The organism is Syntrophomonas zehnderi OL-4 (genome assembly GCF_000983115.1).
Lineage (GTDB): Bacteria > Bacillota > Syntrophomonadia > Syntrophomonadales > Syntrophomonadaceae > Syntrophomonas_B > Syntrophomonas_B zehnderi.
Map to the genome: position 1 here is coordinate 93,137 of NZ_CGIH01000027.1, position 26,300 is coordinate 119,436.

At 44.9% G+C, this 26,300-nt stretch carries 24 protein-coding genes; all 24 read left to right on the forward strand.

What is annotated here, in order from left to right; genetic code table 11:
- Positions 1 to 15: 15 nt before the first annotated feature.
- The 24 genes from AAV90_RS07785 to infB all read left to right on the forward strand — a co-directional run bounded on the left by AAV90_RS07785 (position 16) and on the right by infB (position 26,240).
- Positions 16 to 642, forward strand: a complete 627-nt coding sequence (locus AAV90_RS07785; protein WP_046497424.1) for a chemotaxis protein CheC — start codon at positions 16 to 18, stop codon at positions 640 to 642.
- Complete coding sequence (locus AAV90_RS07790; protein WP_046497427.1) at positions 642 to 1,127, forward strand: chemotaxis protein CheD; 486 nt, start codon at positions 642 to 644, stop codon at positions 1,125 to 1,127. The genes AAV90_RS07785 and AAV90_RS07790 overlap by 1 nt, the downstream gene beginning before the upstream one ends.
- Complete coding sequence (locus AAV90_RS07795) at positions 1,128 to 1,898, forward strand: FliA/WhiG family RNA polymerase sigma factor (protein WP_046497429.1); 771 nt, start codon at positions 1,128 to 1,130, stop codon at positions 1,896 to 1,898.
- Positions 1,899 to 2,030: 132 nt separating this feature from the next.
- Complete coding sequence (locus AAV90_RS07800; RefSeq protein ID WP_052729672.1) at positions 2,031 to 3,494, forward strand: DUF342 domain-containing protein; 1,464 nt, start codon at positions 2,031 to 2,033, stop codon at positions 3,492 to 3,494.
- A gap of 106 nt (positions 3,495 to 3,600) precedes the next feature.
- Complete coding sequence (locus AAV90_RS07805) at positions 3,601 to 3,921, forward strand: hypothetical protein (RefSeq protein WP_046497431.1); 321 nt, start codon at positions 3,601 to 3,603, stop codon at positions 3,919 to 3,921.
- Between the two features lie 94 nt (positions 3,922 to 4,015).
- A complete protein-coding gene (locus AAV90_RS07810) occupies positions 4,016 to 4,804 on the forward strand; it encodes a translation initiation factor IF-2 N-terminal domain-containing protein (protein ID WP_198142836.1) in 789 nt (262 codons plus the stop codon).
- 418 nt (positions 4,805 to 5,222) lie between these two features.
- Positions 5,223 to 5,924: a 30S ribosomal protein S2 gene (gene rpsB, locus AAV90_RS07815; protein WP_046497434.1), complete on the forward strand. Its 702-nt coding sequence runs from the start codon at positions 5,223 to 5,225 to the stop codon at positions 5,922 to 5,924.
- Between the two features lie 452 nt (positions 5,925 to 6,376).
- Complete coding sequence (tsf, locus tag AAV90_RS07820) at positions 6,377 to 7,027, forward strand: translation elongation factor Ts (protein WP_423229771.1); 651 nt, start codon at positions 6,377 to 6,379, stop codon at positions 7,025 to 7,027.
- Positions 7,028 to 7,066: 39 nt separating this feature from the next.
- Positions 7,067 to 7,798, forward strand: coding sequence for a UMP kinase (pyrH, locus tag AAV90_RS07825; RefSeq protein WP_046497437.1), 732 nt, complete (start codon positions 7,067 to 7,069; stop codon positions 7,796 to 7,798).
- Complete coding sequence (frr, locus tag AAV90_RS07830; protein ID WP_046497439.1) at positions 7,788 to 8,345, forward strand: ribosome recycling factor; 558 nt, start codon at positions 7,788 to 7,790, stop codon at positions 8,343 to 8,345. The genes pyrH and frr overlap by 11 nt, the downstream gene beginning before the upstream one ends.
- A gap of 224 nt (positions 8,346 to 8,569) precedes the next feature.
- On the forward strand, positions 8,570 to 9,319 hold the full coding sequence (locus tag AAV90_RS07835; RefSeq protein ID WP_046497441.1) for an isoprenyl transferase: 750 nt from the start codon (positions 8,570 to 8,572) through the stop codon (positions 9,317 to 9,319).
- 3 nt (positions 9,320 to 9,322) lie between these two features.
- Positions 9,323 to 10,108, forward strand: a complete 786-nt coding sequence (locus AAV90_RS14095) for a phosphatidate cytidylyltransferase (RefSeq protein ID WP_052729673.1) — start codon at positions 9,323 to 9,325, stop codon at positions 10,106 to 10,108.
- A 196-nt stretch (positions 10,109 to 10,304) separates the two neighbouring features.
- On the forward strand, positions 10,305 to 11,429 hold the full coding sequence (gene ytvI, locus AAV90_RS07845) for a sporulation integral membrane protein YtvI (RefSeq protein ID WP_052729674.1): 1,125 nt from the start codon (positions 10,305 to 10,307) through the stop codon (positions 11,427 to 11,429).
- Complete coding sequence (gene dxr, locus AAV90_RS07850) at positions 11,422 to 12,579, forward strand: 1-deoxy-D-xylulose-5-phosphate reductoisomerase (RefSeq protein WP_084691515.1); 1,158 nt, start codon at positions 11,422 to 11,424, stop codon at positions 12,577 to 12,579. The genes ytvI and dxr overlap by 8 nt, the downstream gene beginning before the upstream one ends.
- A gap of 90 nt (positions 12,580 to 12,669) precedes the next feature.
- Positions 12,670 to 13,704: an RIP metalloprotease RseP gene (gene rseP / locus AAV90_RS07855; RefSeq protein ID WP_046497443.1), complete on the forward strand. Its 1,035-nt coding sequence runs from the start codon at positions 12,670 to 12,672 to the stop codon at positions 13,702 to 13,704.
- A 226-nt stretch (positions 13,705 to 13,930) separates the two neighbouring features.
- Positions 13,931 to 14,986, forward strand: coding sequence for a flavodoxin-dependent (E)-4-hydroxy-3-methylbut-2-enyl-diphosphate synthase (ispG, locus tag AAV90_RS07860; RefSeq protein WP_046497444.1), 1,056 nt, complete (start codon positions 13,931 to 13,933; stop codon positions 14,984 to 14,986).
- A 91-nt stretch (positions 14,987 to 15,077) separates the two neighbouring features.
- Positions 15,078 to 16,784: a proline--tRNA ligase gene (locus AAV90_RS07865; protein WP_046497445.1), complete on the forward strand. Its 1,707-nt coding sequence runs from the start codon at positions 15,078 to 15,080 to the stop codon at positions 16,782 to 16,784.
- A gap of 194 nt (positions 16,785 to 16,978) precedes the next feature.
- Entirely contained in the window at positions 16,979 to 17,644 is a 666-nt protein-coding gene (locus AAV90_RS07870; RefSeq protein ID WP_046497447.1) for an MgtC/SapB family protein, read from the forward strand.
- 21 nt (positions 17,645 to 17,665) lie between these two features.
- Complete coding sequence (locus tag AAV90_RS07875) at positions 17,666 to 21,319, forward strand: PolC-type DNA polymerase III (protein ID WP_052729675.1); 3,654 nt, start codon at positions 17,666 to 17,668, stop codon at positions 21,317 to 21,319.
- 152 nt (positions 21,320 to 21,471) lie between these two features.
- Positions 21,472 to 21,924 carry a ribosome maturation factor RimP gene (locus AAV90_RS07880; RefSeq protein ID WP_046497449.1) on the forward strand — a complete coding sequence of 151 codons (453 nt, stop codon included), beginning with the start codon at positions 21,472 to 21,474 and terminating at the stop codon, positions 21,922 to 21,924.
- A 12-nt stretch (positions 21,925 to 21,936) separates the two neighbouring features.
- Positions 21,937 to 23,001, forward strand: a complete 1,065-nt coding sequence (gene nusA, locus AAV90_RS07885) for a transcription termination factor NusA (RefSeq protein ID WP_046497451.1) — start codon at positions 21,937 to 21,939, stop codon at positions 22,999 to 23,001.
- Entirely contained in the window at positions 22,985 to 23,251 is a 267-nt protein-coding gene (gene rnpM, locus AAV90_RS07890; RefSeq protein ID WP_046497453.1) for an RNase P modulator RnpM, read from the forward strand. Before nusA ends, rnpM begins: the two co-directional genes overlap by 17 nt.
- 26 nt (positions 23,252 to 23,277) lie before the next feature.
- Positions 23,278 to 23,622 carry a L7Ae/L30e/S12e/Gadd45 family ribosomal protein gene (locus tag AAV90_RS07895; protein ID WP_046497455.1) on the forward strand — a complete coding sequence of 115 codons (345 nt, stop codon included), beginning with the start codon at positions 23,278 to 23,280 and terminating at the stop codon, positions 23,620 to 23,622.
- The gene (gene infB / locus AAV90_RS07900) at positions 23,610 to 26,240 is read left to right on the forward strand and encodes a translation initiation factor IF-2 (protein WP_046497458.1); all 2,631 of its coding nucleotides are present in this window, start codon (positions 23,610 to 23,612) and stop codon (positions 26,238 to 26,240) included. Before AAV90_RS07895 ends, infB begins: the two co-directional genes overlap by 13 nt.
- The last annotated feature ends 60 nt before the right edge of the window (positions 26,241 to 26,300 follow it).

The following is a 26,300-nucleotide window of genomic DNA, read 5'->3' on the forward strand; positions in this document are numbered from 1 at the left end:
TAGGAGTGAAGCAGTGTGGTGGAGGATTTTAGCAAGCTTTCAGGAATCCAGGTAGACGCCCTACGGGAAATTGGAAATGTAGGTGCCGGGAATGCAGCCACAGCTTTGGCGCAGATGATAAATTCCAGAATAGACATGAGCGTCCCCCGGGTTAATATCCTGCCCTTTGCCGAGGTTCCCGACCTGATAGGCGGTGCGGATTTGCACGTGGCCGGAATATACCTGCAGGTTGATGGACCTGCTCCCGCCAGTATACTTTTTATACTGCCAATCGAACAGGCCAGTCGACTCGTTCAGATGTTGATGGGCTTACCGGCCGGGGAGAGCAAAACCAGTGATTTTTCGGAGATGGAAATGTCAGCCATGATGGAACTGGGTAATATCATATCGGCAACCTATTTAAATGCCTTGTCGATGTTTACCCAGCTTGATTTTATTCCTTCCGTACCAGCCTTGGGAATGGACATGGCCGGCGCGTTATTAGATGCAGTATTGGCTCAGTTTGGAGAAATAGCAGATCATGTTCTGGTATTGGAAACTGTGTTCAAAAAGGATAACGAAGATGTGGTTGGAAATTTCTTTTTAATGCCGGAACCGGGAGCATTAAATACCATACTTAAAGCGCTTGGAGTGAGTATTTAATGAGTAAAATAATTCAAGTAGGAATGGCAGATCTAAAGGTGGCACGACCTCCGGATAAACTTGTAACGGCTGGACTTGGCTCGTGCATAGGGATCTGTATTCTGGATAAAAGCACCCAAATAGCCAGTTTGACACATATTATGCTACCTTCCAGTCTGCAGGCAAAAAACACAGATAATAAGGCCAAATTTGCCGATACAGGCATCGCCATGGTAATTGACGAAATGCGCAAAACAGGTGCCAACCTCAATGGGATGGTTGCTAAGATTGCGGGTGGCGCTCAGATGTTCAAGTTTTCAGGAGAAAATGACATTTTAAAAATCGGCGAACGCAATGCTGTGGCTGTCATGGAAAACTTGGAAAAACACAAAATACGTCTCCTGGCAAAAGACGTGGGCGGAAATTACGGCCGTACCATTACTTTTGATCCGCAAACTGGTCAACTTTTAGTACGCACTATCGGCCACGGAGAGCAGGTAATCTAAATGGAAACCAGCATCAGCAGTCTTTGGATTCAGTACAAGGAAAAAAATGATACCGAGGCGCGCGATAACCTGATACTGAACTATGCCCCTATGGTAAAATATCTGGCTAATCGTCTGGCTATTAGTCTATCCTCGGTCGTTGAAACAGATGAATTGATTTCCTATGGCATCGAGGGACTTATTGATGCGATTGAGAAATATGACCATAAGAGAAATATTAAATTTGAAACTTATGCCATCACCAGGATCAGAGGCTCTATGATAGATGGCCTGCGGGCTATGGATTGGGTTCCGGTATCCCTGCGCCAGAAGGGCAAGGAACTGGAAAAAACCTATGCCGTGCTGGAAACCAGGTTGAACCGGGCGGTCACCGATCAGGAACTTGCCGACGAAATGGGAATTAGCCTGGATAACCTTATGGTCCTATTTAGGGAATTAGCGGCAACAACGATAATATCATTAGACGACTTTATAAGCGGAGACGATACCAATAATAATAAGAGATTTATCGATATGCTGGAAGACGAGGCGGCGGCCGATGCTTTGGATATGGTAGAACTGGCCGAAGTGAAAAACCTATTGAAAAACTCCATCGAGCGTCTTCCGGAAAAGGAAAAAAGGGTCGTATATCTTTATTATTATGAAGGTCTAACCTTAAAAGAAATCGGTGCTGTACTCAGTCTGTCGGAGTCGCGGATATCCCAGCTGCACACCAAGGCAATTCTTAGGTTACGGGGCAGCCTTAGCAAAAAGAAATACCTGCTGCGCTAATCAAGCAGCCGCATTAATGGCGAATTACAGATAACCTTGATAATTCAAGAGGTTATGTAGATTAGTGACAAAGTTCACATAAACGGTTCAAAAAGAGTCGCAACGACTCATTTTACCAAGGGAGGGGTATGTGTGGCAGAAATAAATAAAGACAATCCAGCGGAAAGCAACAATAATGAGAACCCAACTGAAAGCACCAACATTGTAAGTTCTGATGGAAGTGCCTATATTTACCTGGACAAGGATAAAATGAAAGCCTATGTGGAGATTAGCCCCCCCACCGGGGAAGGAATCCCCTGTGACCTGGAAAAAGCTAAAGCTGCCCTCCATGAAGCCAAAGTAGTGTTTGGAATTGATGAAAGCCAGATAAAAAAAGCGCTTTTGGAAGAAAACTGGGGCCGCAAAGTGCTTGTTGCCCAGGGTGTGCCGGCTATAGATGGAAAAGATGCCATCTTAAACCTGAAATATTTTGCTTCCGATAAAAAGCTGGCTCCCCGGGAAGATGACAAGGGTAACGTTGATTATCGGGAATTGGGACTCGTACATAATGTAAAAAAGGGAGAAGTATTAGCCGAGAGAATTCCTCCCCTGCCTGGCATCAAAGGAACGAATGTCCTGGGCAAAGAACTAATGCCGCGCAATGGCAGGGATTTTCCGCTTCCGCGGGGTAAAAACACCGTTTGTAATGAAGACAATACCAAACTGTATTCCGTTATTGACGGACATATCACCATGGTGGATCGTAAACTGCAGGTGCAGCCTGTTTTTGAATTGAACGGGGATGTCGATTATTCCTCCGGCAATATTGATTTTGTAGGTAATGTTATAATACGCGGCAGTGTCATGAGCGGCTTTACCGTCAAAGCTGCCGGAGATATCGAAATCACCGGATTTATCGAGGGTGCTGAGGTTATAGCCGAAGGCAATATTCAAGTTAAAGGCGGAATAAAATCAAGTTACAAGGGGCTTGTCAAGGCGGGGCAAAATATTTCGGCTCGTTTTGTTGAAAATTCGAAACTGGAAGCCGGCCAGGATATCCTTATCAGAGAAGCGATTATGCAATCCTTCGTTCGGGCAGGCGGCAACGTAATGGTTAGTGACCGCAAGGCCACTATAGTTGGAGGAGTTATTCAAGCCTCCCATACAGTGGAAGCAAAGATTATCGGTTCGCAGTTGGCTACCCAAACCATTATTGAAGTGGGTGTGAATCCTTATCACCGCGAAGAATACCAAAAATTAGTAAAATCCAGGAATGAAACCAAAAAACATCTCGATAATTTGAGCAATAATTTGCAGATATACCAACGGGGAGGTATTAATCCACAGGATATGCCGGAAAGGAAAAGGCTTACGATAATTGCGATGCTGGATGAATACAAAAAGGTTAGGCAGGAATTAGGAGAAAAGGAAGCCAGGCTCAAAATCCTGGAGGAAGGATTTCAGCGGGTCAGTACTGCTCGAGTAAGGGCGCTGGAAGTAGCCTATCCAGGTGTTAAAATTAGCATCGGTTCATCTGTCTATGCAATTAATGATACCACCAGATTTGCCCAGTTTATCCTTGAAGACGAGGAAGTGAGGTTAACTTCCTTGACATGATTATAGACGGGTTGGATTTTGAAAAACAAATATTTGCCCAGTTAACTTACTTCCTGCCCAGTCTAACTGCTGTTATCAAAAGACTTCTTAGGATGGGGGGTCAAATATGAGCATTAGAACCATGGATATGCAGGTACTTGTACAGAAAACAGGCGATGTAGCCAAGATTCAGCAGATCCAGAATCAAGGAAATAATCTGCGGCAGCAGGAAATAAGCAGTAATATCCTGCAAGATACCAATAAAAATACCCATACCGTAAATAAAACCCAGGCTAGTGAAGGGAAGCAGGTCTATAAGAAACAGGACAAAGAAAAAAATCCCCCAAACGATAAAAATAAAAAAGGAAATAGTACTAAAAAAGAGAATAAAGAAGAAGATCAGCAATTAGATCCACATCGCGGAACTAATTTGGATATACTAGCTTGAAAGTTGGTGAACGGCAATTACCTCTTTTTTCATATCATTGGCAATTTTGCTGCTGGCTGCGGCTTTAATCAGTATCAGCAGGCAGAATAATCTTATGATCCGGTGTTCACAGGAAATAAATGAGGCCGTTAATGAAGCCCTCAGTGTTCGCCAGGAATTGGAAGATATTATGCAGGAAGCGGTGGGGATATCTACAACGATCGTTAACGGTTTGGAGGATAAAATCAGCGTGACTAATAACCCTGATTTTAAAGCCGGGAATTTATCCCCTGAAGAAAATATAGCCGGACAGGCAGTTGCTGCAGTTAGAGCCGACACCTTTTCACCTGATCCGGGATTATCACCTATTAAGCAGAAGAAAACCCGGGTCTACGAATTAGCCCAAGACCTGGGTATTACAAGCAAAGAGCTGCTGCTAATTCTTAGGGATCTTGATATCAAGGCTAAAAGCCATATGAACATACTGGATGAAAAACAAGTGGATCTTATTAAAAAACATCTTGACTACCCGGGCAGTAATGTTTCCGGCGGACTAGACGAGAAGCTGGCTGTCAGTCGCCCGTTGCCCTTGGAATCCATCAGTACCGGTATGGTTTTAGATTTTTTGGCCGGTGATGCTGTTAGCAGGGAGGATATTTTTATAGACACCTGCCAGATGGATAATTGTGATATTCGGGTGACTCCAGATAAAGACAGTCAGTTTATAGATAACGTTGCTGATTTCAGTTTAACCAGTATTCAGGCGGCTCACCCATACATTGCAGTCAATATGCTGCATGAAAAAGGCTATTCGATAAGGGAGATAGCCAAACTCCTGGACAAAGGCCAAGGAGAGGTAAGCCTGATTCTAAAACTGGCCCAGAAAAAACAGTCCGCTATATGAACGACAAGACCGGGGTATAGACACAGATAACACAGATCGTACGGATTTACACTGATTTTTTTATTACTATAAAACCGAACAACGTTTATTTTCTTGTTAGCAACCTTAACTATGAACTACACTTTATGTTTATAGTTAAGGTTGCTTTGTTATATGTGTATATTTTCCTCCCTGCCGCGTCTACTGGTGCTCCCTTCCAATTGGAATTAAGACCGCAGTGTTAAACAAACAAAAAATAGTGACTAATTAATACAGGTCTATTTTAATTAAAATTGTTCAAATCTTGCCAAGGTCTAGGTATTTGTGATATATTATGCAGTGGTGATTACACACGTTGCTGGATCGGTCGGGATTGTGCTTAAAGGTCTCCCGCCGGGATGATACAACGGAGGAATAAAACGAAAAAGGAGGTATTTTGATGTCAGTGATTACCATGAAACAACTGCTTGAAGCAGGTGTTCACTTTGGACATCAAACCAGAAGATGGAACCCGAAAATGGATACCTACATTTACATGGAGAGAAATGGTATCTACATTATTGACCTGCAACAGACCGTAAAGAAATTTGACGAAGCCTATGCTTTTATTAAGGAGGTCGCAGCCGAAGGCAAAGGGGTTTTGTTTGTAGGAACCAAAAAACAGGCCCAGGAAACCGTTAAGGAAGAAGCTATTCGCTGCGATATGTACTATGTTAACCAGCGCTGGCTGGGCGGGATGCTGACCAACTACAAGACCATCAAAGACAGAGTGATGCGTCTTAAAGAGCTTGAAAAAATGGAAACAGATGGAACCTTTGAAGTTCTGACCAAAAAAGAAGTAGCCAAGCTAAGAAATGAAGCCGAAAGATTGGAAAGATTTTTGGGCGGTATCAAGGATATGGATAAGTTGCCGGGTGCCATTTTTGTAGTCGATCCCCGCAAAGAGCGGATAGCGGTGGCTGAGGCTCGCAAGCTTAATATCCCGGTGGTAGCGATAGTTGACACCAATTGTGATCCGGATGAAATTGACTATGTTATTCCCGGTAATGATGACGCGATCAGAGCCGTTAAATTAATTTCGGCTAAAATTGCCGATGCTGTATTGGAAGGCCGTCAAGGAGAACAGGTTGCTGCCGAATAAGTTGAGACCAAAGGGGTGAATAGGTTTTCCTGTACACCCCATTTTTTGTATTAACCATCCTGGTCCAGAGATTACAACAGCCTGTGAAAATAGTAGCCGGGTTACGAAATTTAGAAAGCTAAATCAGAACCCATCGGGTAATTCCGATACCGACTTCGTTCATAATTAAGTTACCGTTGCGGAATATTGCCCGGTAACTTATGCTAAAGCTCCTGCACAAATTACCGGTTTTTCAAGTATATTTGCTGATGCCGCATATAGTAATTTATTAATTTGACTGATCCCCCTTCAGGCAATACTGATATGAACTTCGTTTATGATCAAGGTAGCACCCTTCAGGTACTACAGATTTGAATTTCGTTCCTACTTAATTTAAGGTAGCCGTGTACCTGCGTCTATTTTATTACTAAAGAGTCAAAGATTAATGATAAGCGTTTAGGAGGTTTGATATTATGGATATTACTGCTGGAATGGTTAAAGAATTGCGAGAGAGAACCGGTGCTGGCATGATGGATTGCAAAAAGGCTTTGGTGGCTACCGAGGGAGATATTGAAAAAGCCATTGATGAATTAAGAACCAAAGGGCTGGCCAAAGCAGCTAAAAAAGCTGGCCGCACTGCCAGTGAAGGGGTCGTTATATCATATATTCACGGCGGCGGACGGATTGGTGTTTTAGTTGAAGTTAACTGTGAAACGGATTTTGTTGCCAAGACTGATGATTTCAAACAACTGGCCTATGATATAGCCATGCAGGTTGCGGCCTCCAATCCTGATTACGTTAGCCGGCAACAGGTACCGGCGGAAATTCTGGAAAGGGAACGTGAGGTGCTAAAGGCACAGGCTCTGGAAGAAGGCAAGCCGGAGAAAGTGATTGAAAAAATGGTAGAAGGGCGTATTGATAAATATTTTAAAGAACATTGCCTATTGGAACAGCCCTATATTAAAGATCCTGACAAGAGTGTTGAGACTATGATCCATGAAACCGTTGCCAGAATTGGTGAGAACATATCGGTTAGAAGATTTGCTCGTTTTGAAGTAGGAGAAGGAATCGAAAAAGAAGCAACTGATTTCGCTGCCGAGGTTATGTCGCAGATTAAATCGTAATAACCCGCAGATTTGAAAACGATTTGGGAGGTCTTCCACTTGCAAAAACCCAAATATAAGCGTGTAGTTTTAAAGCTTAGTGGGGAAGCCCTGGCTGGTGATAAAGGGTACGGTATTGAACACACCACCATTTCATCTATCGCCAGACAGATTATTGAAATTGTCGGTAAAGGTACCCAAGTAGCCATAGTGGTTGGTGGGGGAAATATTTGGCGTGGTGTAGCCGGCAGCCAAAGAGGTATGGATCGGGCGACTGCCGATTATATGGGTATGCTGGCTACAGTAATAAACGCCTTGGCATTACAGGATGCACTGGAGAATATCGGCATGGATACCCGGGTTATGTCGGCGATTGAGATGAAAGAGATCTGTGAACCCTATATTCGCCGCCGGGCTATTCGTCACCTGGAAAAAGGTCGGGTGGTAATCTTCGCAGCCGGAACCGGTAATCCGTATTTTTCCACCGACACTACTGCAGCTTTGCGTTCAGCTGAAATTGAGGCCGAGGTAATTCTTATGGCCAAGAAAGTAGATGGAGTATATGACTCTGATCCTATAAACAATCCGGATGCCATAAAGTTTAATTACCTTGATTACATTGAAGTTCTTAACAAAGGGCTGGCGGTAATGGATTCAACAGCCGCCTCCCTGTGTATGGACAATAAAATACCGATTATAGTGTTTAACTTAACCGAAGAAGGTAATATACTTAAAGCGGTAATGGGTGAGAATATCGGTACTTATGTAGGGAGGCAAGAGCATGCTCAATGATATTATTGCTGATTCTGAAGATAGAATGAAAAAAACAATTGATCATTTGACGGGAGACTTTGCCGCTTTGCGGGCAGGACGTGCTAATCCTGCCTTGCTGGAGAAGGTCATGGTTAACTATTACGGCGAACCAACGCCAATCAATCAGCTGGCCAATATTAGTGTTCCGGAGGCTCGGCTGCTCGTAATCCAGCCTTGGGATAAATCAAGTATAGCTGAAATCGAGAAGGCGATCATGAAGTCCGATCTGGGGATTACCCCCACAAATGATGGCAATGTCATCCGTCTTGCCATACCTATGCTTACTGAGGAGCGCCGCAAGGATCTGGTCAAGGTCGTAAAGAAACGGGCTGAAGAAGCCAAAGTGGCCATTCGCAATATTCGCCGTGATGCCAATGATCTGATTAAGGCCGCTGAAAAAGACAAAATGATACCCGAAGATGAGAGTAAAAAGGGAATGGATAGTATTCAAAAGGTGACTGATAAGTTTATAAAAGATGTTGATGTGCTTTTACAAGCCAAAGAAAAGGATATCATGGAGGTCTAACCGATACTATATAGCCCGTTACACTTAAAAAGGATTTTTGGATAAAAATTTGTTAAAAAATTGCCCCCGTCAAGGGGGTTTTGTTATACTGGCATAGATAAATAAATACTTTAAAAATCAGACTAAACCCGAACCCCGCTCCCAGCTGTGTGGTTTTATAGCTTGGTTGTTGTCGGGGGGGGCGTGCACGGGGGTAAATTACTTTAGCAAAGAGAAGTGTAAGCATGGCAAACTCAACTCGAGATATAGTGGATATAGAGAGACTGCCCCAACATGTCGCCATAATAATGGACGGAAATGGGCGCTGGGCCAAAAAAAGGTTTATGCCCCGAACCATGGGGCATCGAGCTGGCATGGCTTCCCTGAAAAAAACCGTTCAGGCCTGCAATGAGTTAGGAATCCCTATACTGACGGTTTTTGCATTTTCGACTGAAAACTGGAAAAGGCCTCAGAGCGAAGTTGATTATTTGATGCAGCTGTTAATTGAGTTTTTACATAAGGAAATAAATGAATTGCATGCCAAAAATGTTAGAATAAAAATGTTCGGTGACTATAAAACCATACCCCCTGAATGTCAAGTGGAGATTAAGCAGGCTATCGATCTGACTAGCAACAATAACGGCCTAAGGTTTAATATCGCCCTGAATTACGGGGCGCGTCAGGAAATTATAGATGCGGCTAAAAAGTTAGCCCTAAAGATACAAAACCAGGAAATAGCCGTATCTGACCTTGATGAGGAAATTTTTTCCGGTTTACTGTATACTGGTGGTATGCCGGATCCAGATTTATTGATACGTACCGCCGGGGAGATGCGCGTAAGCAATTTTTTGTTGTGGCAGATTGCTTACGCAGAATTAGTAGTAACCAACACCTTGTGGCCTGATTTTACCCCTCAAGATCTTCGGGATGCGATCATAGAATATCAGAAAAGGGATCGTAAGTTCGGCGGTCTATTAAACAGACAGGATGGTTAGAAAATGCTAAAAACCAGAATAATAACGGCTTTGATTGGGATTCCTTTATTGTTGGGGCTTCTGTATTGGGGTGAAATTTCCTGGATTATTGTTTTTACCCTGATGGGGATGATAGCATTATATGAATATCTGAATATGATGAAAGCCGCAGGCTTAACTCCCCTTGTTTTAACTTCTTACGGCCTTTTGGGCGTCCTTATGTTCCGTGAACAGTTGGCGGCTCTTGGTTTGCCCCTAATGTTTGCAACTATGTTTTTAATGATTGCATTGTGCGTGCTGATGTATCCCCGGAGCAAATTTGATGATCTGGCTCTGGGCTTTTTTGGTGCCTTTTATATCGGATTTATGTTGAGCTTTGCGTTGGCAATGCTAAGTTTTAGCCAGCCCTTTATAGTAATGGTTTTGACTTTTGTTTTGACCTGGTCTGCTGATATCGGCGGTTATTTGTTTGGTCGTCTGTGGGGACACAGCCAGCTGACACCCTATTTAAGTCCGAACAAAACCTGGGCCGGCTCCATTGGTGGCTTGGCATTGACTGTAATCATGGCCTTGCTTTTTTGCCTGGGCTGGCCCAAGCTGCCTCTGAACATTAATCAAATAATAGGCTTGGGATTGATGGCAGGTATTGCAGCCCAATTCGGTGATTTGTTCGCCTCGGCAATGAAAAGATATTTTAGGGTCAAAGATTCCGGGTTTATCATTCCTGGTCATGGCGGAGTCTTGGATCGGTTTGACAGTTTTTTGCTGGTTCTGCCGGTGGTTTATTACTGGGTAACGTTCCTAGGCTAAGCGGTCTTATTAAGGGAGTTAAAAGAGGCAGTTTTGTATGGCAAGACGTTTACACCAATACCGAACGTATCAGCAGTTCTGCGGGAAAGTTTGCCAAATTATAGTACAGGATCACGAATTGTCCATATCACCCTTAACCGGATCTCCCTCATTAAATTCGCAAGCGATGAATAAAATAAAAAGCGAGGTGAATTAATTGGATGCCGACATAAAAAGAGGCCTTAATATCCTGATTAAATTGAGTATTTTCGTGATGGCTCTGGTAGCCTTTTATTTGCTGTTTACATATGTTCTGCCGGTAATAGGTAGATTTTTGGCCTATATTCCGGTTTTATTCATGCCCTTTATTTTGGCCTTGTTGCTGGCACTGATTGTAGAACCAGTGGTGGGATTCTTCGAAAAAAAACTGCGTTTAAAAAGGGTTCCGGCAGTTGTAGTGAGTCTGCTTCTAGTGATAGGCGGTTTTATTTATATTGTATCTTCCCTTATCATAGTAATCATAAGACAAATGACCTCCCTTTATTATATGGCTATAAAACATTCCGATCAAATCGTGGGAATGCTTATGTCAACTTTAACTAATATGCGTTTATACTATGTTCGCTTGGATCTACCTCCGCAAGTTCAGGAAACGCTGCATACCAACCTGCAAAAAGCCCTGGGGTCTGTGCAGTCGTTAATGGACACCAGTATTAAAGGTTTGATTGAAGCCTTGAGCGCTCTGCCGGGTTTGATGATTTTTCTTATGATTGCTACGGTAGCGACCTTCTTTATAATCAAAGACCGGGCATTATTAAGGAGCTTTGTGTTACATATTCTACCTGCCGATGCCCAATCAACCGGACGTAATGTGATAGGGGAATTGTTTAATGCTTTTGTCGGTTTTGTGAAAGCATATGGCATACTAATCTTTATTACTTTTGTAGCTACCCTGGTGGCACTTAAGATATTGCAGATCAAATATGCCTTAACCATTGCTTTGATAATTGGTTTGCTGGATATATTACCGGTTTTAGGCCCGGGGACGTTTTATTTACCCTGGATACTATGGGAATTCATTGCCGGTCGAACCGGTTTGGCAATTGCCTTGCTGGTGGTCTACATTACGATTTCCGCTATCAGGCAGTTTTTAGAACCCAAGATCGTTGGAGACAATATCGGCTTGCACCCCCTAGCTACCTTGGTATCCTTGTATGTGGGCTTGAAGCTGGGAGGAATAGTCGGTATGATATTAGGGCCGGTTTGTGTAGTAATTTTAATTGCTATGTATCGGGCTGGCTTGTTTGCTCGTTTTGACTGGAGGAAAAAGAAAATTGAATAAGACTGTTAATCATCTGGTTATTCTCGGATCAACCGGATCTATTGGGCGCCAGGCCCTGGAAGTCGTTGATCAGCATCCGGATCAATTCCAGGTAATGGGTTTGGCAGCCAAGGATGAACTGGATCTTTTGTATGAACAGGTGCAAAAATACCGGCCCCAGGCAGTTGCTTTAGGAGATGATAAGGAATATAGAAAATTCCAGGAAATGGTTGGTAGCACGCTACAAGTAATGTGTGGACTGGAGGGAATGTGCGAATTAGCTTCCCTGGACAATGTGGATACGGTTTTAGTGGCCCTAAGCGGTGCCGTTGGGATTGAGCCGACCCTGGCCGCTATTAAAAAATCGCGTCGCATATCCCTGGCCAACAAGGAAACCCTGGTAGCCGCCGGAGATTTAGTCATGCAAGCGGCTTGGGAGTATCAATCTGAAATCATCCCGGTTGACAGTGAACATTCAGCTATATTTCAGTGTTTACAGGCTGATAAAGCATATGTCAAGAAAATTTGGTTAACGGCCTCGGGAGGACCGTTTCGAGACTTTAGCCAGGAACAGTTGGATGAAGTAACTGTGGAAATGGCCTTGAGCCATCCGAATTGGAGTATGGGACCCAAAATTAGTATCGACTCGGCGACCATGATGAATAAAGGGCTGGAAGTTATAGAAGCCCATCATTTGTTTGGCTTGGAATACGATCAAATTCAGGTTCTGGTACAAAAAGAGAGCGTTATCCATTCCATGGTGGAATTAATAGACGGTTCATTTCTGGCTCATTTAGGTGTGGCGGATATGAGAATACCTATTCAATATGCCTTGACCTACCCGCACCGTTATGTATCACCCGCTGCGCATCTGGATTTCACCCAATTAGGTTGTATACATTTTGCGGCGGCTGATGAAAAGCGTTTTCCAGCTTTGGCATTGGCAATCGCCGCCGGACGTCAGGGCGGAACGATGCCAGCCGTTATGAATGCCGCCAACGAAGTGGCTGTTCATGCTTTCCTGGATAGAAAGATTGCCTTTCGGCAGATACCGATACTGGTGGAACAGACTATGCTGGCTCACCAGAATATATATGTACCGCAGCTTGAGGATATTTTGACGGCGGACAGATGGGCTCGGGAGTATTGTCGGCATTTAATGCAGCAATAGACACAGATAACATAAGTTTTAAGGATTCGCCCAGATTAAATATTACTAAATCTCAGCTACTGTTGGTGATTGTTTTTAAAAGGGGGTATTATGTTGGCTATAATAATTGCGCTAATAATTATAGCTGTTTTGATCCTGGTACATGAGTGGGGCCATTTCATTGCTGCCCGGCGCGTTGGAATTCCAGTGCATGAGTTTAGCTTGGGGTTTGGTTACCTACTGTTTTCTACAACCCGGGACGGTACTCAATATTCGCTGCGCCTAATTCCTTTGGGAGGATATGTGCGGATGGCTGGCGAGGAGCCAGGTGACACAGAAAACCCGGAGGGTTTTAATACCCGTACACCACTGGAAAAAATGCGGGTTGCATTTGCCGGGCCTGTAATGAATTTCGTTTTAGCCATTATTATCTTCATCATAACGTTTGCGGTTATTGGTGTAACCAAACCTATTGACGAAGCTGTTATCGGTGAAGTTATCAAAGATAAACCGGCTTATACAGCGGGATTAAAAAGCGGCGATAAAATCCTGGCCATAAATGGTCAGGACGTTGCCAGTTGGAATGAATTCATGACCATAATTCAAAAAAGTCCGACCAATAAACCTCTGCAACTTAAAATCAGCCGGGGTGAGCAAACTAAAATCATGGTAATGACCCCGGTACTTAATGAATCCACCGGCAAACCTATTATCGGTGTGGTGAACAAGTATACCTTTGAACGGGTGGGGGTTATTACGGCCGTTAAAATGGGGTTTGTTCAGACCTATCAGTTGACCGTGGCCCTCTTGAGCGGTCTGGGTATGTTATTTACGGGTGCGGCCTCCACCGCTGATCTGGCCGGGCCAGTCGGTATAACCAACATGATCGGGGATGCTGCACGAGGCGGAATGGTCTATCTATTAAGTTTTACAGCTTTCTTAAGTATAAACCTGGGAATTTTAAATCTGCTCCCTATTCCCGCTCTGGACGGAAGCCGGATCGTATTTGCAATGGTGGAAGCCATCCGCAGAAAACCTATGGATCCAGAAAAAGAAGGCTTTATCCATTGGATAGGTTTCATGTTCCTGATGCTTTTGATCGTAGTAGTGACGTATAACGATATCCTGCGACTTATCAAAGGTTAGCCGGTGGCAGATAGAATCGGACAGCTCAGTCTTGTTTTTTTGGATATTGCAGGTTATGGATTAACCGGATTGTTGATATTAACTTAAGAAGCAGCCGCAGGGTAAGGGGCTTTGGTCTTCCAGGGGATTCTTCAGTCGGCTTATATAGGCTGCATAATATAACGCTTTGGGTTTCAAAGTCATTAGTGCACATTATGTGTCTTTTTTAAAAATGGGGTATATGTGTATGCGCAGAAAAACTCGGGTGGTGAAGATTGGTTCTTGCCTGGTGGGGGGAGACAACCCTATTGTGGTACAGTCGATGACCAGCACCGATACCCGTAATGTTGAGGCAACGGTTCAGCAGATTCTGGACTTGGAAGAGGCAGGCTGCGAGATTGCTCGCGTAGCTGTAATCGATCAGGAAGCCGCTCAGGCTATAAAAAAAATTAAGAGACGGATATCCATACCCCTGGTAGCCGATATCCATTTTGATTATAGACTGGCCCTTGAGAGCCTGGCCGGGGGAGCTGATGCCCTGCGTATCAATCCAGGCAATATCGGTGACAAGAAAAAGGTGCAAACGGTCGTCAAGGCCTGTCAGGATAAACAGATACCCATACGAATCGGTGTTAATGCCGGCTCCCTCGATAAGGAGATACTTAGAAAATATGGAGCCGTTTGCAAGGAAGCCCTGGTCGAAAGTGCTATGGAAAATGTAAAGATCTTGGAAGATATGTATTTTCAGGATATCAAGATCTCCTTAAAAGCATCTTCAGTCATGCTAAGCGTGGAGGCTTATCGTCTAATGGCCAGCAAGGTTGATTATCCGTTGCATATTGGTATTACGGAAGCCGGTACTAAGGATCGGGCTTTAATCAAGTCGGCCCTGGGTCTGGGAATGATGCTCAATGAGGGTATAGGTGATACTATCAGGGTCTCCCTGACTGGCAATCCTGTCGATGAAGTATGGGCCGCCTATGAGATTCTGCGTAACCTGGGGCTGCGCAACCGGGGAGTGGAATTAATCTCCTGTCCTACCTGCGGACGGTGTGAGATAAATATGATACCCGTAGCTGAAGCTGTTGATCAGGCCATAAGAACGATACCTGATCCACTTAAAGTTGCGGTAATGGGCTGTGTCGTTAACGGTCCCGGAGAAGCCCGAGAAGCCGATGTGGGTGTGGCGGGCGGACGAGGTTTCGGGCTGATGTTTCGTCATGGAGAAGTAGTTAGAAAAGTACCCGAGGCTAACATGGTGCCGGAACTGTTGCAGGAGATTAACAGGTTAAGGGAAAAATAATTTTTTTATTTCTTGGCGGCCGATTTTAATTGGCAGGCAATTATAAGCTGCAATTAACGGTCAACATGCCAAAAACAAGGAGGATGGAATTTTGAAGGCGTCACAGTTGTTTTTTCCGACATTACGAGAAGTGCCCAGTGAGGCCGAGATCATTAGTCACCAGTTGTTGCTCAGGGCAGGTTTCATGCGTAAAACCAGCGCCGGTGTCTACACGTATCTGCCCATGGCCCTACGGGTTTTGAAAAAAATAGAAAATATCGTGCGTGAAGAAATGGATAAAGCCGGTGGACAGGAGATATTGATGCCGATTATCCAGCCGCAGGAAATCTGGGAAAAATCAGGGCGCTGGTCGCTGTATGGTAATGAAATGTTCAGATTGAAAGATCGCCACGACCGGGGATTTGCCTTGGGGCCTACCCACGAAGAGATAATTACCACCCTGGTTGATGGCGAAGTCCACTCCTACCGAGATCTGCCTTTGCTGTTATATCAAATTCAAAACAAATACCGGGATGAGATCAGACCCCGCTTTGGACTTATGCGGGGTCGGGAATTTATTATGAAGGATCTGTATTCCTTTGATCTGGATGAAGCAGGCCTGGATGTTTCCTATAAAAAGATGTATAAGGCATATAAAGCGATATATGATCGTTTAGGTCTTGATTATAGAGTGGTCGAGGCAGACAGCGGGGCCATTGGCGGGAATGAGAGCCATGAATTTATGGTGCTGGCCGAGAGCGGAGAATCGGTTATCGTTTATTGCCAAAAATGTGATTATGCCGCCAATGTTGAAAAAGCCGAATGCGGTTTGGAAAAGCAAGAACCGCCGGTTAATAATCAGCAGGAAATGATAAAAATATCTACCCCCGGTCAAAGAACGATTCAGGATTTGGTGGATTTTACCGGCCGTCCCGCTAGTGAACAGATCAAGACCCTGATGTATGTCGCCGATGGAGAATTAGTGGCGGTTATATTACGCGGAGACCGGGAACTCAATGAGATTAAATTAAAAAACGTCTTGCAATGTCAGGATTTGTTTATGGCAGATGAGATGACTGTTCGGGAGAAATGTCAAGCTGGATTTGGCTCATTGGGCCCGGTAGGCCTGAATGTACCGATCTATGCCGATCTGGAAACAGAACGGCTGCAAAATTTCACCTGTGGGGCCAATGAAGATGATTACCACTTCACTAATGTTAACCTGGGCAGGGACTTTGTGCCGGAGATAATTGCGGATCTGCGCAACGCTGAAGCCGGAGATATCTGTCCGGTCTGCGGAGAACCCCTCTATACCATACGCGGTATTGAAGTAGGGCATATATTCAAGCTGGGAACCAAGTATTCCGATGCCCTGGATGCAACCTACCGTGACCAAAACGGACAGGATCAAGCGATCGTTATGGGTTGTTATGGTATAGGAATTTCCCGTACCCTGGCGGCGGCCGTTGAACAGAAAAATGACGCCGATGGCATCATCTGGCCCCTGGCAATTGCTCCCTATCAGGTTATTATCATACCAGTCAACAATAAAAAAGACGATCAGGTAGAGGCCGCCAATTACTTGTATAAGGAACTTTTGAACCAAGGCGTGGAAGTAATCCTGGATGATCGCGATGAACGCGCCGGAGTAAAATTCAAAGATGCCGATTTAATTGGTATCCCGCTTAGAATTACCATTGGCCCCAAATCCTTGCAGGAAAATAAGGCCGAAGTGAAGAAAAGATGGGATGAGGAAATATTACTGGTAGAGATGGATCACGTCGTCCAGCATGTACTGGATACGATAAAGAACGTTTAAACCAACCATAGCCGTCATCTATACCCAATAATAATAACGAAGTGAACAAGATAGTCGTTGTTTTTGATTTGCCCTCTACCTCATACACATCTTTTTAAAAGGGTAAATCTGTTTATATACGTTGAATCAGTGTTATAAGGGGCTACTCCTCTTCTCCCTAAGGACGGGATAATTTACTTGCAGGTGAGTGATTCATGCAGACTTTTGAAATCGTTTTTAAACTGACTCTGGCTTGCATCCTGGGAGGGTTGATTGGGCTGGAAAGGGAAAGCCTTAACCGCCCGGCGGGTTTTCGCACCTATACCCTGGTTTGTGTCGGTTCTGCCCTGGCGATGGTGGTGTCCATCGACATGTACTATCAGTTCTATAAATCGGTAAACGCTGACCCGGGACGTATCGCCGCTCAGGTTGTCAGCGGAATTGGTTTTCTTGGTGCCGGCACAATTCTGAGAGAAGGGGCAACCGTCAGGGGTCTGACCACTGCGGCCGGACTCTGGGTGGTGGCCTGCATCGGTCTGGCTGTGGGTGCCGGAATGTACATACCAGCTATAACCACCACCGTATTAATTCTCTTTGTGCTTATTTATTTTTACAAACTCGAAGAAAGATTTACCGGGATGCGTCTTTATAAAGGGCTTGTTATGGTGGTTGACGATCAGCCCGGGCAAGTCGGCGTAATTGGTTCCATTCTAGGGGATATGGGGGTACTGATAAAAAACATAGAGCTTAACCGGCTGGATCTTGAGGATCAGTTGGAAGTGGAATTACTTTTGCAATTACCCGCCGAGGTGACGATTGAGCATGTTATGGATATGCTTACCAGAGTCAAAGGCCTGCATCATATTGACCGCCTGAATTAGATTTGATGTACGGAGGTTACCATGAGCATTTCTTTTCCTGCCTTTTTGGCCGACAAGGTTGAGCCTGGACTGGCTGAAGCCTGGGGAGCAAGCTATATAGAAAAAGTCGAAGTCTTTAGCCTGAACAACTGGTGGAAATTATACATACGCTTGTCTGAACCTATTCCGGCTGCCGTTATTCTGGCGACTGAACAAGCCTTAAAAAACCGCCATACCTTTTTGGAGCAGGTTGACCTTATTTTACGTCTTAATAACGATATCGAAAGTCTAAACAGTATTTTGGCAACTCGCCATGATGATATATGCTCCCGGTTTTTCGCCGACCTCGATTGGCCAAAATCCGGAGAACTGCCCCGCTGCCAGCTAGCCCCTAACCGTATAGATCTCATCGCCGAAAGTGCCAGACATTATCAGCTGATTTTGGACCAGGAGGTTTGTCCCAAACTGGCCGACTGGTTTTGGCAAGAATACCGCTTGCGGGTGTTAATCAGGGTTTTATGTCAGGAACAGCTACAGTTACCTCACGAAAAAACCATATTTATTCAACGTCAGGAGGTTGAAACCATAGCACCCCGGATCGAATCAGGGGTTAAGAAGAAGTATGCTTCCCAGCGCGACAAAAAGCCCCGGGAACAGATCATCAATTCCCCCTCCCTGGCGGTTAATGAATTGCAGGAAGGACTAAAAACTGCGGTCACCGCAGGCGAGATATGGCACAAGGAAAGTACCCTTCTCAGGGACGGACGGCTGGTAATCAGTTATTATTTGACCGATTTTTCTGATACAATTGTGGTCAAATCCTTCCTGGATGCCAATGAACAAGATCAGATTAATATAGGAGATCGTATCAAGGTAAAGGGCGGGGTGCGTTATGATCCCTTTTTAAAAGAACCTGCCATGTTTATGGATGCTTATACAACCCTGCCGAATATACCACGCCAGGAAGAAAGCGCTGAAAAAAGGATCGAATTGCATCTGCATACCAAAATGAGTGCCATGGATGGACTAACTGAAGTCAAGGAACTGATAAAAAGGGCGTCTGATTGGGGTCATCCTGCAATTGCGATAACCGATCACGGCTCCACCCAGGCCTTTCCGGCGGCCTTTGAGGCAGTTCAAAGTTTAAAAGGCCATAAACCTAAAATCATCTATGGGGTAGAGGGTTACCTGGTCGATACAGATAAAAGAGGGAAATCACATCATATTATCCTTCTGGCCCGTAACCGGGTGGGTTTGAGGAATCTCTACAAACTCGTAAGTCTCTCCTATATGGAGCATTTCTATCGTAAGCCCCGTATGTTAAGGGCTGATATTGAAACTTATCGCGAGGGAATACTACTGGGAACGGCCTGCGAGGCCGGGGAGTTGTACCGGGCAATTTTAAACGGAGCCGATGAAGATATACTGGACACCATCGTGGATTTTTACGATTATCTGGAAATCCAGCCCTTGGACAACAACCAGTTTTTAGTCAAAGAGGGGCGGGTAGATTCGATTGCCCACTTGGAGGACATTAACCGCCGGATCATCGCCCTGGGAGAAAAGCATGGCAAACCGGTGGTTGCCACTGGGGACGTCCATTTTTTGGAACCCCATCATGATATTTTCCGAACCATTATCCAATCCGGGCAGGGTTATGATGATGCAGAGAACCAGGCTCCCCTCTATTTCAAGACTACAGCGGAGATGCTGGCCGATTTTGCTTATCTTGGTGAAGAAACGGCCTACCGGGTAGTTGTTGAAAACACCGCTTTGATAGCCAATCTGGTGGAAGAATTACAACCGGTGCCCGATGGTTTCTATCCACCTAAAATAGACAGTGCCGAACAGGAGATTATAGAATTGACCTGGCAAAATGCCCATAACCGCTACGGGGAAAACCTGCCTGCCTTGGTCGAAGAAAGGATTCAAAGGGAATTGGATTCAATTACTAACCATGGGTTTTCGGTATTGTATTTAATTGCCCATAAGCTGGTCAAAAAATCCAATGAGGATGGCTACCTGGTGGGTTCCCGGGGATCGGTAGGCTCATCCTTGGTTGCTTTTTTTACCGGGATCACCGAGGTCAATGCCTTGGCTCCCCATTACCTTTGTAAAAATTGTCATTACAGCGAATTTTTCACTGCTGGAGAAGTTGGCTCCGGGGTGGATTTGGAAGACAAGGCCTGCCCCAACTGCGGAGCCGATTTATCTAAAGACGGTTTTAACATCCCCTTTGAAACTTTTTTAGGTTTTGACGGTGACAAAACTCCGGACATCGATCTGAATTTTTCGGGTGATTACCAGAGCCGGGCTCATCAATATGTGGAAGAGTTGTTCGGTAGTGAAAATGTCTTTCGGGCCGGAACTATTTCAACGGTTGCCGAAAAAACCGCTTTTGGATTTGTGAAAAAATATGCCGAAGAAAAAGAACTTCAGCTCAAAAACTCCGAAGTCAGCCGTCTGGCCCGAGGTATTACCGGGGTTAGGAGAACCACGGGGCAGCATCCGGGAGGGCTTATTGTGGTTCCTAGGGATCATGATATTCTGGAATTCACACCTTTGCAGCATCCCGCCGACAACAAGGATTCCGGCGTCATAACCACCCATTTTGAATATCATGCCATCGGTGACCAATTGGTCAAATTGGATATTCTGGGCCATGACGATCCCACGGTTATTAAAGAACTAGAAGATCTAACCGGGGTGAAGGCTCATAGTATAAGCCTGTCCGAAAAAGAAACCATGCGAATTTTTTCCGGGGTTGAACCCCTGGGGGTAAAACCCGAGGATATTGATTCATCGGTCGGGACTTTCGGAATACCGGAATTCGGCACCCGCTTTGTACGCCAGATGCTTGAGGTAACCCGGCCGGATACCTTTTCCGGGCTGGTACGTATTAGCGGCCTGTCACATGGTACGGATGTCTGGCTTAATAACGCTCAGACTTTAATCGAAGACCGGGTTGCAACCCTAAATGAAGTGATCTGTACCCGGGATGATATAATGACCTATCTGATTAATAAGGGTTTGGATAAAAAACAGTCCTTTAAAATTATGGAAAACGTCCGCAAGGGCAAAGGCTTAACTGAAACAGAAGCAGGTTTAATGCTTGATAACCAGGTACCTAATTGGTATGTGGATTCCTGTCAAAAGATAAAGTATATGTTCCCAAAAGCCCATGCGGTTGCCTATGTTACCATGGCCTTTCGTATTGCCTGGTTTAAGGTCTACTATCCCCTGGAATTTTATGCCTCCTTCTTCGGCATCCGAGCGGAAGATTTTGATGCCGAGACTATCCTGGGCGGTTATGAGCCGGTACGTCAAAAAATCAAGGAGATTGATAAAATGGGTCATACCGCACCGGCCAAAGATAAAAAAATAGTCAGCATCTTAGAAGTTGCCTTGGAAATGTATGCCCGCGGATATCATTTTAAGCCGGTGGATATTTATTCATCCGATGCCCATAAATTTAAGGTAGCAGGCAACGGCTTGCTGTTGCCTTTTTCGGCCCTGCCGAATATTGGTGCGGCCGCTGCCCAGGGAATAATAGAAGGACGCCGGAAAGGGCCGTTTATTTCCGTGGAAGAATTCCAGGTACGCACCCGGCTGAACAAAAGTGCCATGGAATTATTGCGTCGGGAGAACTGTTTCGCCGACTTACCTGAAAAGAGTCAGATGAGCCTTTTTGCATAAACCTCCGTTAAAAACCTGCATTAACTTGTATATATTATTATCTGTGTGTTATACTCTTATTGTAGCGAACTAATATTGCCGAAAAAGAGTGGGTAAGCGCCCACTCTTTCTATTGTAATATCTTAAAGATTTACAAATCGGAGGTGCAGCGAATGGCAAAATCTATAGCCAGGCGGATTGAGTACCTTATCAGCGATATACTTCAGGAAAAAGGCATTGAATTACTTGAAGTAGAGTACAAAAAGGAGCACGGCGATCAAATGCTAAGGATTTATATTGACCGGGATGAAGGGGTTGATCTAAACACCTGTACCATTGCTACCAGGGCTGTCCAGGATATAATTGATCAGGATAATATAGATTACGACCACCTGGAAGTATCATCACCTGGGATCGACCGACTGCTCAAAAGGGATAAAGATTTTATAAAACACCAGGGCGAAAGGATCAGGATCAAAACACTAAAACCGCTGGATGGACAAAAAACATTCGTGGGCATACTACTTGATACAAGTAATGACGTTTTAAAAATTGAAATAGACGGTAATAGCAGATCCATACCCAGAAACATAATTTCCCAGATCCGCTTACATCCAGAGATATAAGGAGGAAGTGCAATGTCTAACGAACTTATGCAGGCATTGGTGGAATTGGAAAAAGAAAGAGGCATACCCAAAGAAGCTCTGATTGATGCAATCAGAACTGCCTTAAACACTGCCTATAAAAAGAACTATGGGACGTCTCAAAACGTAAGCGTAGAATTGAATGAAATAACCGGGGAATTCCAGGTTTATGGTCAGAAGCGCGTGGTTGAGGAAGTAAAGGATAAGTTTCAGGATATATTGCTGGAAGAAGCTTTGGAATTGGATCCCGATGCTAAAACCGATGATATTATAAATATTGAAATAACACCATCCAATTTTGGCAGAATTGCTGCGCAGACCGCTAAACAGGTAGTGGTGCAAAAGCTTCGCGAAGCCGAAAGAAGCATGATTTTTGAAGAATTTTCGGAACGTGAAGGCGAAGTTGTGACTGGTGTCATCCAGCGTATTGAATCAAAAATCGTTATAATCAATCTGGGTAGAACCGAAGGTCTTATGTTACCATCAGATCAAATCGCTACGGAACGATATGAAGTTGGGCAAAGGGTCAAAGGTTACATATATGAAGTAAAGAACAGTTCCAAAGGCCCCAGCGTATTTGTTTCCCGATCCCATCCTAATTTTTTAAAACGACTGTTTGAACTCGAAGTACCAGAAATATATGAAGGATTAGTGGAAATTAAATCTATTGCCCGGGAAGCAGGAGCCCGTTCCAAAATCTCGGTTCATTCCCTGGATGATAAAATTGATTCCGTAGGAGCCTGTGTCGGACCTCGGGGGATAAGGGTGCAGAACATTGTAACTGAGTTAAATGGGGAGAAAATTGATATAATCAAATATAGCAAAGATCCGGAGAAATTTATTGCCAATGCTTTAAGTCCCTCCAAGGTGGTTTGGGTAGCGGTCGACGAAGAAGAAAAAAAGGCTCAGGTAGTGGTACCGGATTACCAGTTGTCTTTGGCGATCGGTAAAGAAGGTCAAAATGCCCGTCTGGCGGCTAAACTTACCGGTTGGAAGATTGACATAAAGAGCGAAAGCCAGATGGAAGAGGAGCAGGATCAGGATGGCGAAAGTTCGTAAAGTACCGCAGCGTATGTGTGTAGGTTGCCGGGAAATGAGGAATAAAAAAGATTTGATCCGTGTGGTTAGAACTCCCGAAGGCAATATTGAACTGGATCCAACCGGTAAAAGATCAGGCCGGGGTGCCTACCTGTGCCCCAATTCTGAATGTCTTAACCAGGCGGTGAAAGGTAAACGCTTGCAGAAAGCATTGGAACAAGAGATATCCAGTGAAATACTGGATATAATAAGGACACAATTACAAACATAGGTGGTTGCCACAAGGCGGGTGATAGCGTGAAAAGGGTTTACAATCTGCTGGGGCTGGCCCAACGAGCCGGCAAAATATCTTCAGGAACAATGGCTGCTAAAACCAGTCTTTTGCGTAAAAGAGCCGTATTATTGATTTTAAGTCAAGATATTTCGGAAAATACGAAGGAATCCCTGATCTCAACCTGTACCAGGCAAAAAATACCCTGCATTATCATGGGTAATAAATACGATCTGGGAACTGCAGTTGGGGAAGCCTATCGGGTAGCTATAACCGTAAATGATACGGGCTTGGTAAAAGCGATATTTGACACGATTGAGGCGAGCGGAGAAAATGTAGAAAGTATGGGGGTGGTTGAATGGCCAAAATAAGAGTACATGAATTGGCTAAAGAACTGGGGATATCGAGCAAGAATATGGTTAATACGCTGCAGGAGTTAGGTCTGGATATAAAAAACCATATGAGCACCATGGAAGATTCACAGGCCAACTGGGTGAGAAAAAGACTGAGGGATTCAAAAACGGCTGAGAATGCCAAGCCAACCCCTGCCAGCGAACCAAAAGCGGCTTCGTCCAAGCCGGAAATGCGTTTTGAACCACAACCCAAACCCAAAACTGCGCCTAAAGAAGCAAAAGCCTCGCGTGACGTCGGAGTTGACCGCAACGTTAAGCCACAGCCGAACCAAAGCAAAATTCAACAACAAAACAGGCCTCAGCAGCCAAATAAGAATCAGACAGCGAGCCCAAGTCAGGATGTGCGTGCGCGCAGGAATGATACTACCCGGGAGACGCTTTCACCTGACCGATCGCCGCAACGTGACCAAAGTGCAAATCTGAGACCCGCTAGAGCGGAAAAAAAACCGGGCGCAACCCCAAAAAACCAGAGTCAACCGGTTGCCTCCAGACCTCAGAATAGAACGGCCGGACAGGCACAGGATAACCGACCCCGACCACAAAATGCCTCCCGTCCTCAAGACAATCGCACCCATGCAGGGACCGAAGCTGACAAACGACCGAATGCAGTTTCAGGAAGAAAAGATTATCCTTCCCGGGACAATCTTAATGGCCCGGATAACAAACCGGCCCCACAGATAAAAAAAGGCCGTTCTCCTGGACAGAAAACTGCGGCTGCGAACAAGAACTTTGGACAGAATAAAGGCATACCGCCTAAAAAGGATTTCAGCCGTCCACAACGCAAAGGCAAACATAAACGCAAAAAAGAGGATGCGGTAATGCTTACACCGGAACTCATTCAGGTAGGGGAGTCCATTCAGGTCAGGGATTTGGCTGAAAAAATGGGCAAAACTCCGGCTGAAATAGTTAAAAAACTCATGGAACTTGGCACCATGGCCACCATAAATCAGGAAATAGATTTTGATACGGTAGAAATTGTGGCTAGCCTGTTTGGTGTTGATGTTGAACGTGAAATAAGTGAAGAAGAAAAAATCTTGGAGGAAATAATCGACACCGAGGAAACTTTGCAGCCGCGCTCACCGATTGTCACCGTTATGGGGCATGTAGACCACGGCAAGACTTCCCTTTTGGATAGAATCCGCCAAGCTGATGTGGCTTCCGGGGAAGCGGGGGGCATAACCCAGCATATAGGCGCGTATCAGGTAACGGTTAACGGAAACCGCATTACCTTTATTGATACACCCGGCCACGCTGCATTTACCGCTATGCGAGCCCGCGGAGCCAACCTTACCGACTTGGTTATCCTGGTAGTAGCAGCTGACGATGGGGTTATGCCTCAGACGGTGGAAGCCATAAACCATATAAAAGCCGCTGATGTTCCCTTTGTGGTGGCCCTGAACAAAATGGACAAAAATGATGTCAACCCCGACAAGGTTATGCAGCAGCTAACTGAATATAATATTGTCCCCGAAGAATGGGGAGGCGACACCATGTTTATTCCGGTTTCAGCCAAAACCGGCCTGGGGATTGAAGACCTCCTGGAAAGGGTGCTATTGATTGCCGAAATACACGATTTGCGGGCCAACCCGCACCGCTTAGCGGAAGGTGTGGTTATAGAAGGGGAATTGGATAAAGGCCGCGGAGCCGTTGCTACGGTTCTGGTACAAAAAGGAACCCTGCGTACCGGAGATTATTTAATCTGCGGCACAAACTGGTGCAAAGTCAGGACTATGACAGATTACCGGGGGCGCAGGGTGGAAGAAGCCTATCCATCTATGCCGGTCGAGATAACGGGCTGGTCAGATGTGCCTGAAGCCGGTGAAAAAGTTCAGGCCTGTGACGAAAAAATAGCCAAGGAAATTACTAACCTGCGCTTAAACGAAAAGAAACTGGAAGAACAAAAGAAAAACAGCCGAATATCCTTGGATGATTTCTTTAAACAGATGCAGGATGCAGATGTAAAAGAACTTAACCTGATAATAAAAGGTGATGTTCAGGGTTCGGTCGAAGCCTTGGCCAGTTCTTTGCTGAGATTAAACGCCCTTGAAGTCAAAGTAAACGTGATTCATTCAGCCGTAGGTGCGGTTACTGAAACAGATGTCATGCTGGCATCGGCTTCTAATGCAATTATAATTGGTTTTAACGTCCGCCCGGATGTTAAAGCCCGCAGGTATGCTGAAGAAGAAAATATTGATGTCCGGCTGTATCGGGTAATATATGAGGCAATCGAGGATGTCAAAAAAGCTATGGAGGGTCTGCTTGACCCTGAATACAAAGAGAAATACCTGGGCAGGGCTGAAGTAAGGGCAACATTCAGAGTTCCCAATATCGGCACGATTGCCGGCTCATATGTGATTGACGGAAAAATGCAAAGAAATGCCCATATGCGGGTTTTAAGAGATGGAGTCATAATATACGATGGCAAACTGGAATCTTTAAAAAGATTTAAAGATGATGTCAAAGAGGTCGTCAGCAACTTTGAATGCGGTATAGGTATCCAGGATTTCAATGATGTCAAAGAAGGCGATATTATCGAAGCCTATACTATGGAAGAAATAAAAAGAACCCTGGATTAAACGTTGCACATGACGGTACAGACTCCCTTGATAGAAAGCAACCTCTAATCTGACAGAGCT

What these genes read in the sequence shown, in the direction of transcription:
- AAV90_RS07790 (WP_046497427.1), top strand. Translation starts at nt 642, where the DNA reads ATGAGTAAAATAATTCAAGTAGGAATGGCAGATCTAAAGGTGGCACGA.
- AAV90_RS07795 (WP_046497429.1), top strand. Translation starts at nt 1,128, where the DNA reads ATGGAAACCAGCATCAGCAGTCTTTGGATTCAGTACAAGGAAAAAAAT.
- AAV90_RS07805 (WP_046497431.1), top strand. Translation starts at nt 3,601, where the DNA reads ATGAGCATTAGAACCATGGATATGCAGGTACTTGTACAGAAAACAGGC.
- AAV90_RS07810 (WP_198142836.1), top strand. Translation starts at nt 4,016, where the DNA reads ATGATCCGGTGTTCACAGGAAATAAATGAGGCCGTTAATGAAGCCCTC.
- rpsB (WP_046497434.1), top strand. Translation starts at nt 5,223, where the DNA reads ATGTCAGTGATTACCATGAAACAACTGCTTGAAGCAGGTGTTCACTTT.
- tsf (WP_423229771.1), top strand. Translation starts at nt 6,377, where the DNA reads ATGGATATTACTGCTGGAATGGTTAAAGAATTGCGAGAGAGAACCGGT.
- frr (WP_046497439.1), top strand. Translation starts at nt 7,788, where the DNA reads ATGCTCAATGATATTATTGCTGATTCTGAAGATAGAATGAAAAAAACA.
- AAV90_RS07835 (WP_046497441.1), top strand. Translation starts at nt 8,570, where the DNA reads ATGGCAAACTCAACTCGAGATATAGTGGATATAGAGAGACTGCCCCAA.
- AAV90_RS14095 (WP_052729673.1), top strand. Translation starts at nt 9,323, where the DNA reads ATGCTAAAAACCAGAATAATAACGGCTTTGATTGGGATTCCTTTATTG.
- rseP (WP_046497443.1), top strand. Translation starts at nt 12,670, where the DNA reads ATGTTGGCTATAATAATTGCGCTAATAATTATAGCTGTTTTGATCCTG.
- ispG (WP_046497444.1), top strand. Translation starts at nt 13,931, where the DNA reads ATGCGCAGAAAAACTCGGGTGGTGAAGATTGGTTCTTGCCTGGTGGGG.
- AAV90_RS07870 (WP_046497447.1), top strand. Translation starts at nt 16,979, where the DNA reads ATGCAGACTTTTGAAATCGTTTTTAAACTGACTCTGGCTTGCATCCTG.
- AAV90_RS07875 (WP_052729675.1), top strand. Translation starts at nt 17,666, where the DNA reads ATGAGCATTTCTTTTCCTGCCTTTTTGGCCGACAAGGTTGAGCCTGGA.
- AAV90_RS07880 (WP_046497449.1), top strand. Translation starts at nt 21,472, where the DNA reads ATGGCAAAATCTATAGCCAGGCGGATTGAGTACCTTATCAGCGATATA.
- nusA (WP_046497451.1), top strand. Translation starts at nt 21,937, where the DNA reads ATGTCTAACGAACTTATGCAGGCATTGGTGGAATTGGAAAAAGAAAGA.
- rnpM (WP_046497453.1), top strand. Translation starts at nt 22,985, where the DNA reads ATGGCGAAAGTTCGTAAAGTACCGCAGCGTATGTGTGTAGGTTGCCGG.
- infB (WP_046497458.1), top strand. Translation starts at nt 23,610, where the DNA reads ATGGCCAAAATAAGAGTACATGAATTGGCTAAAGAACTGGGGATATCG.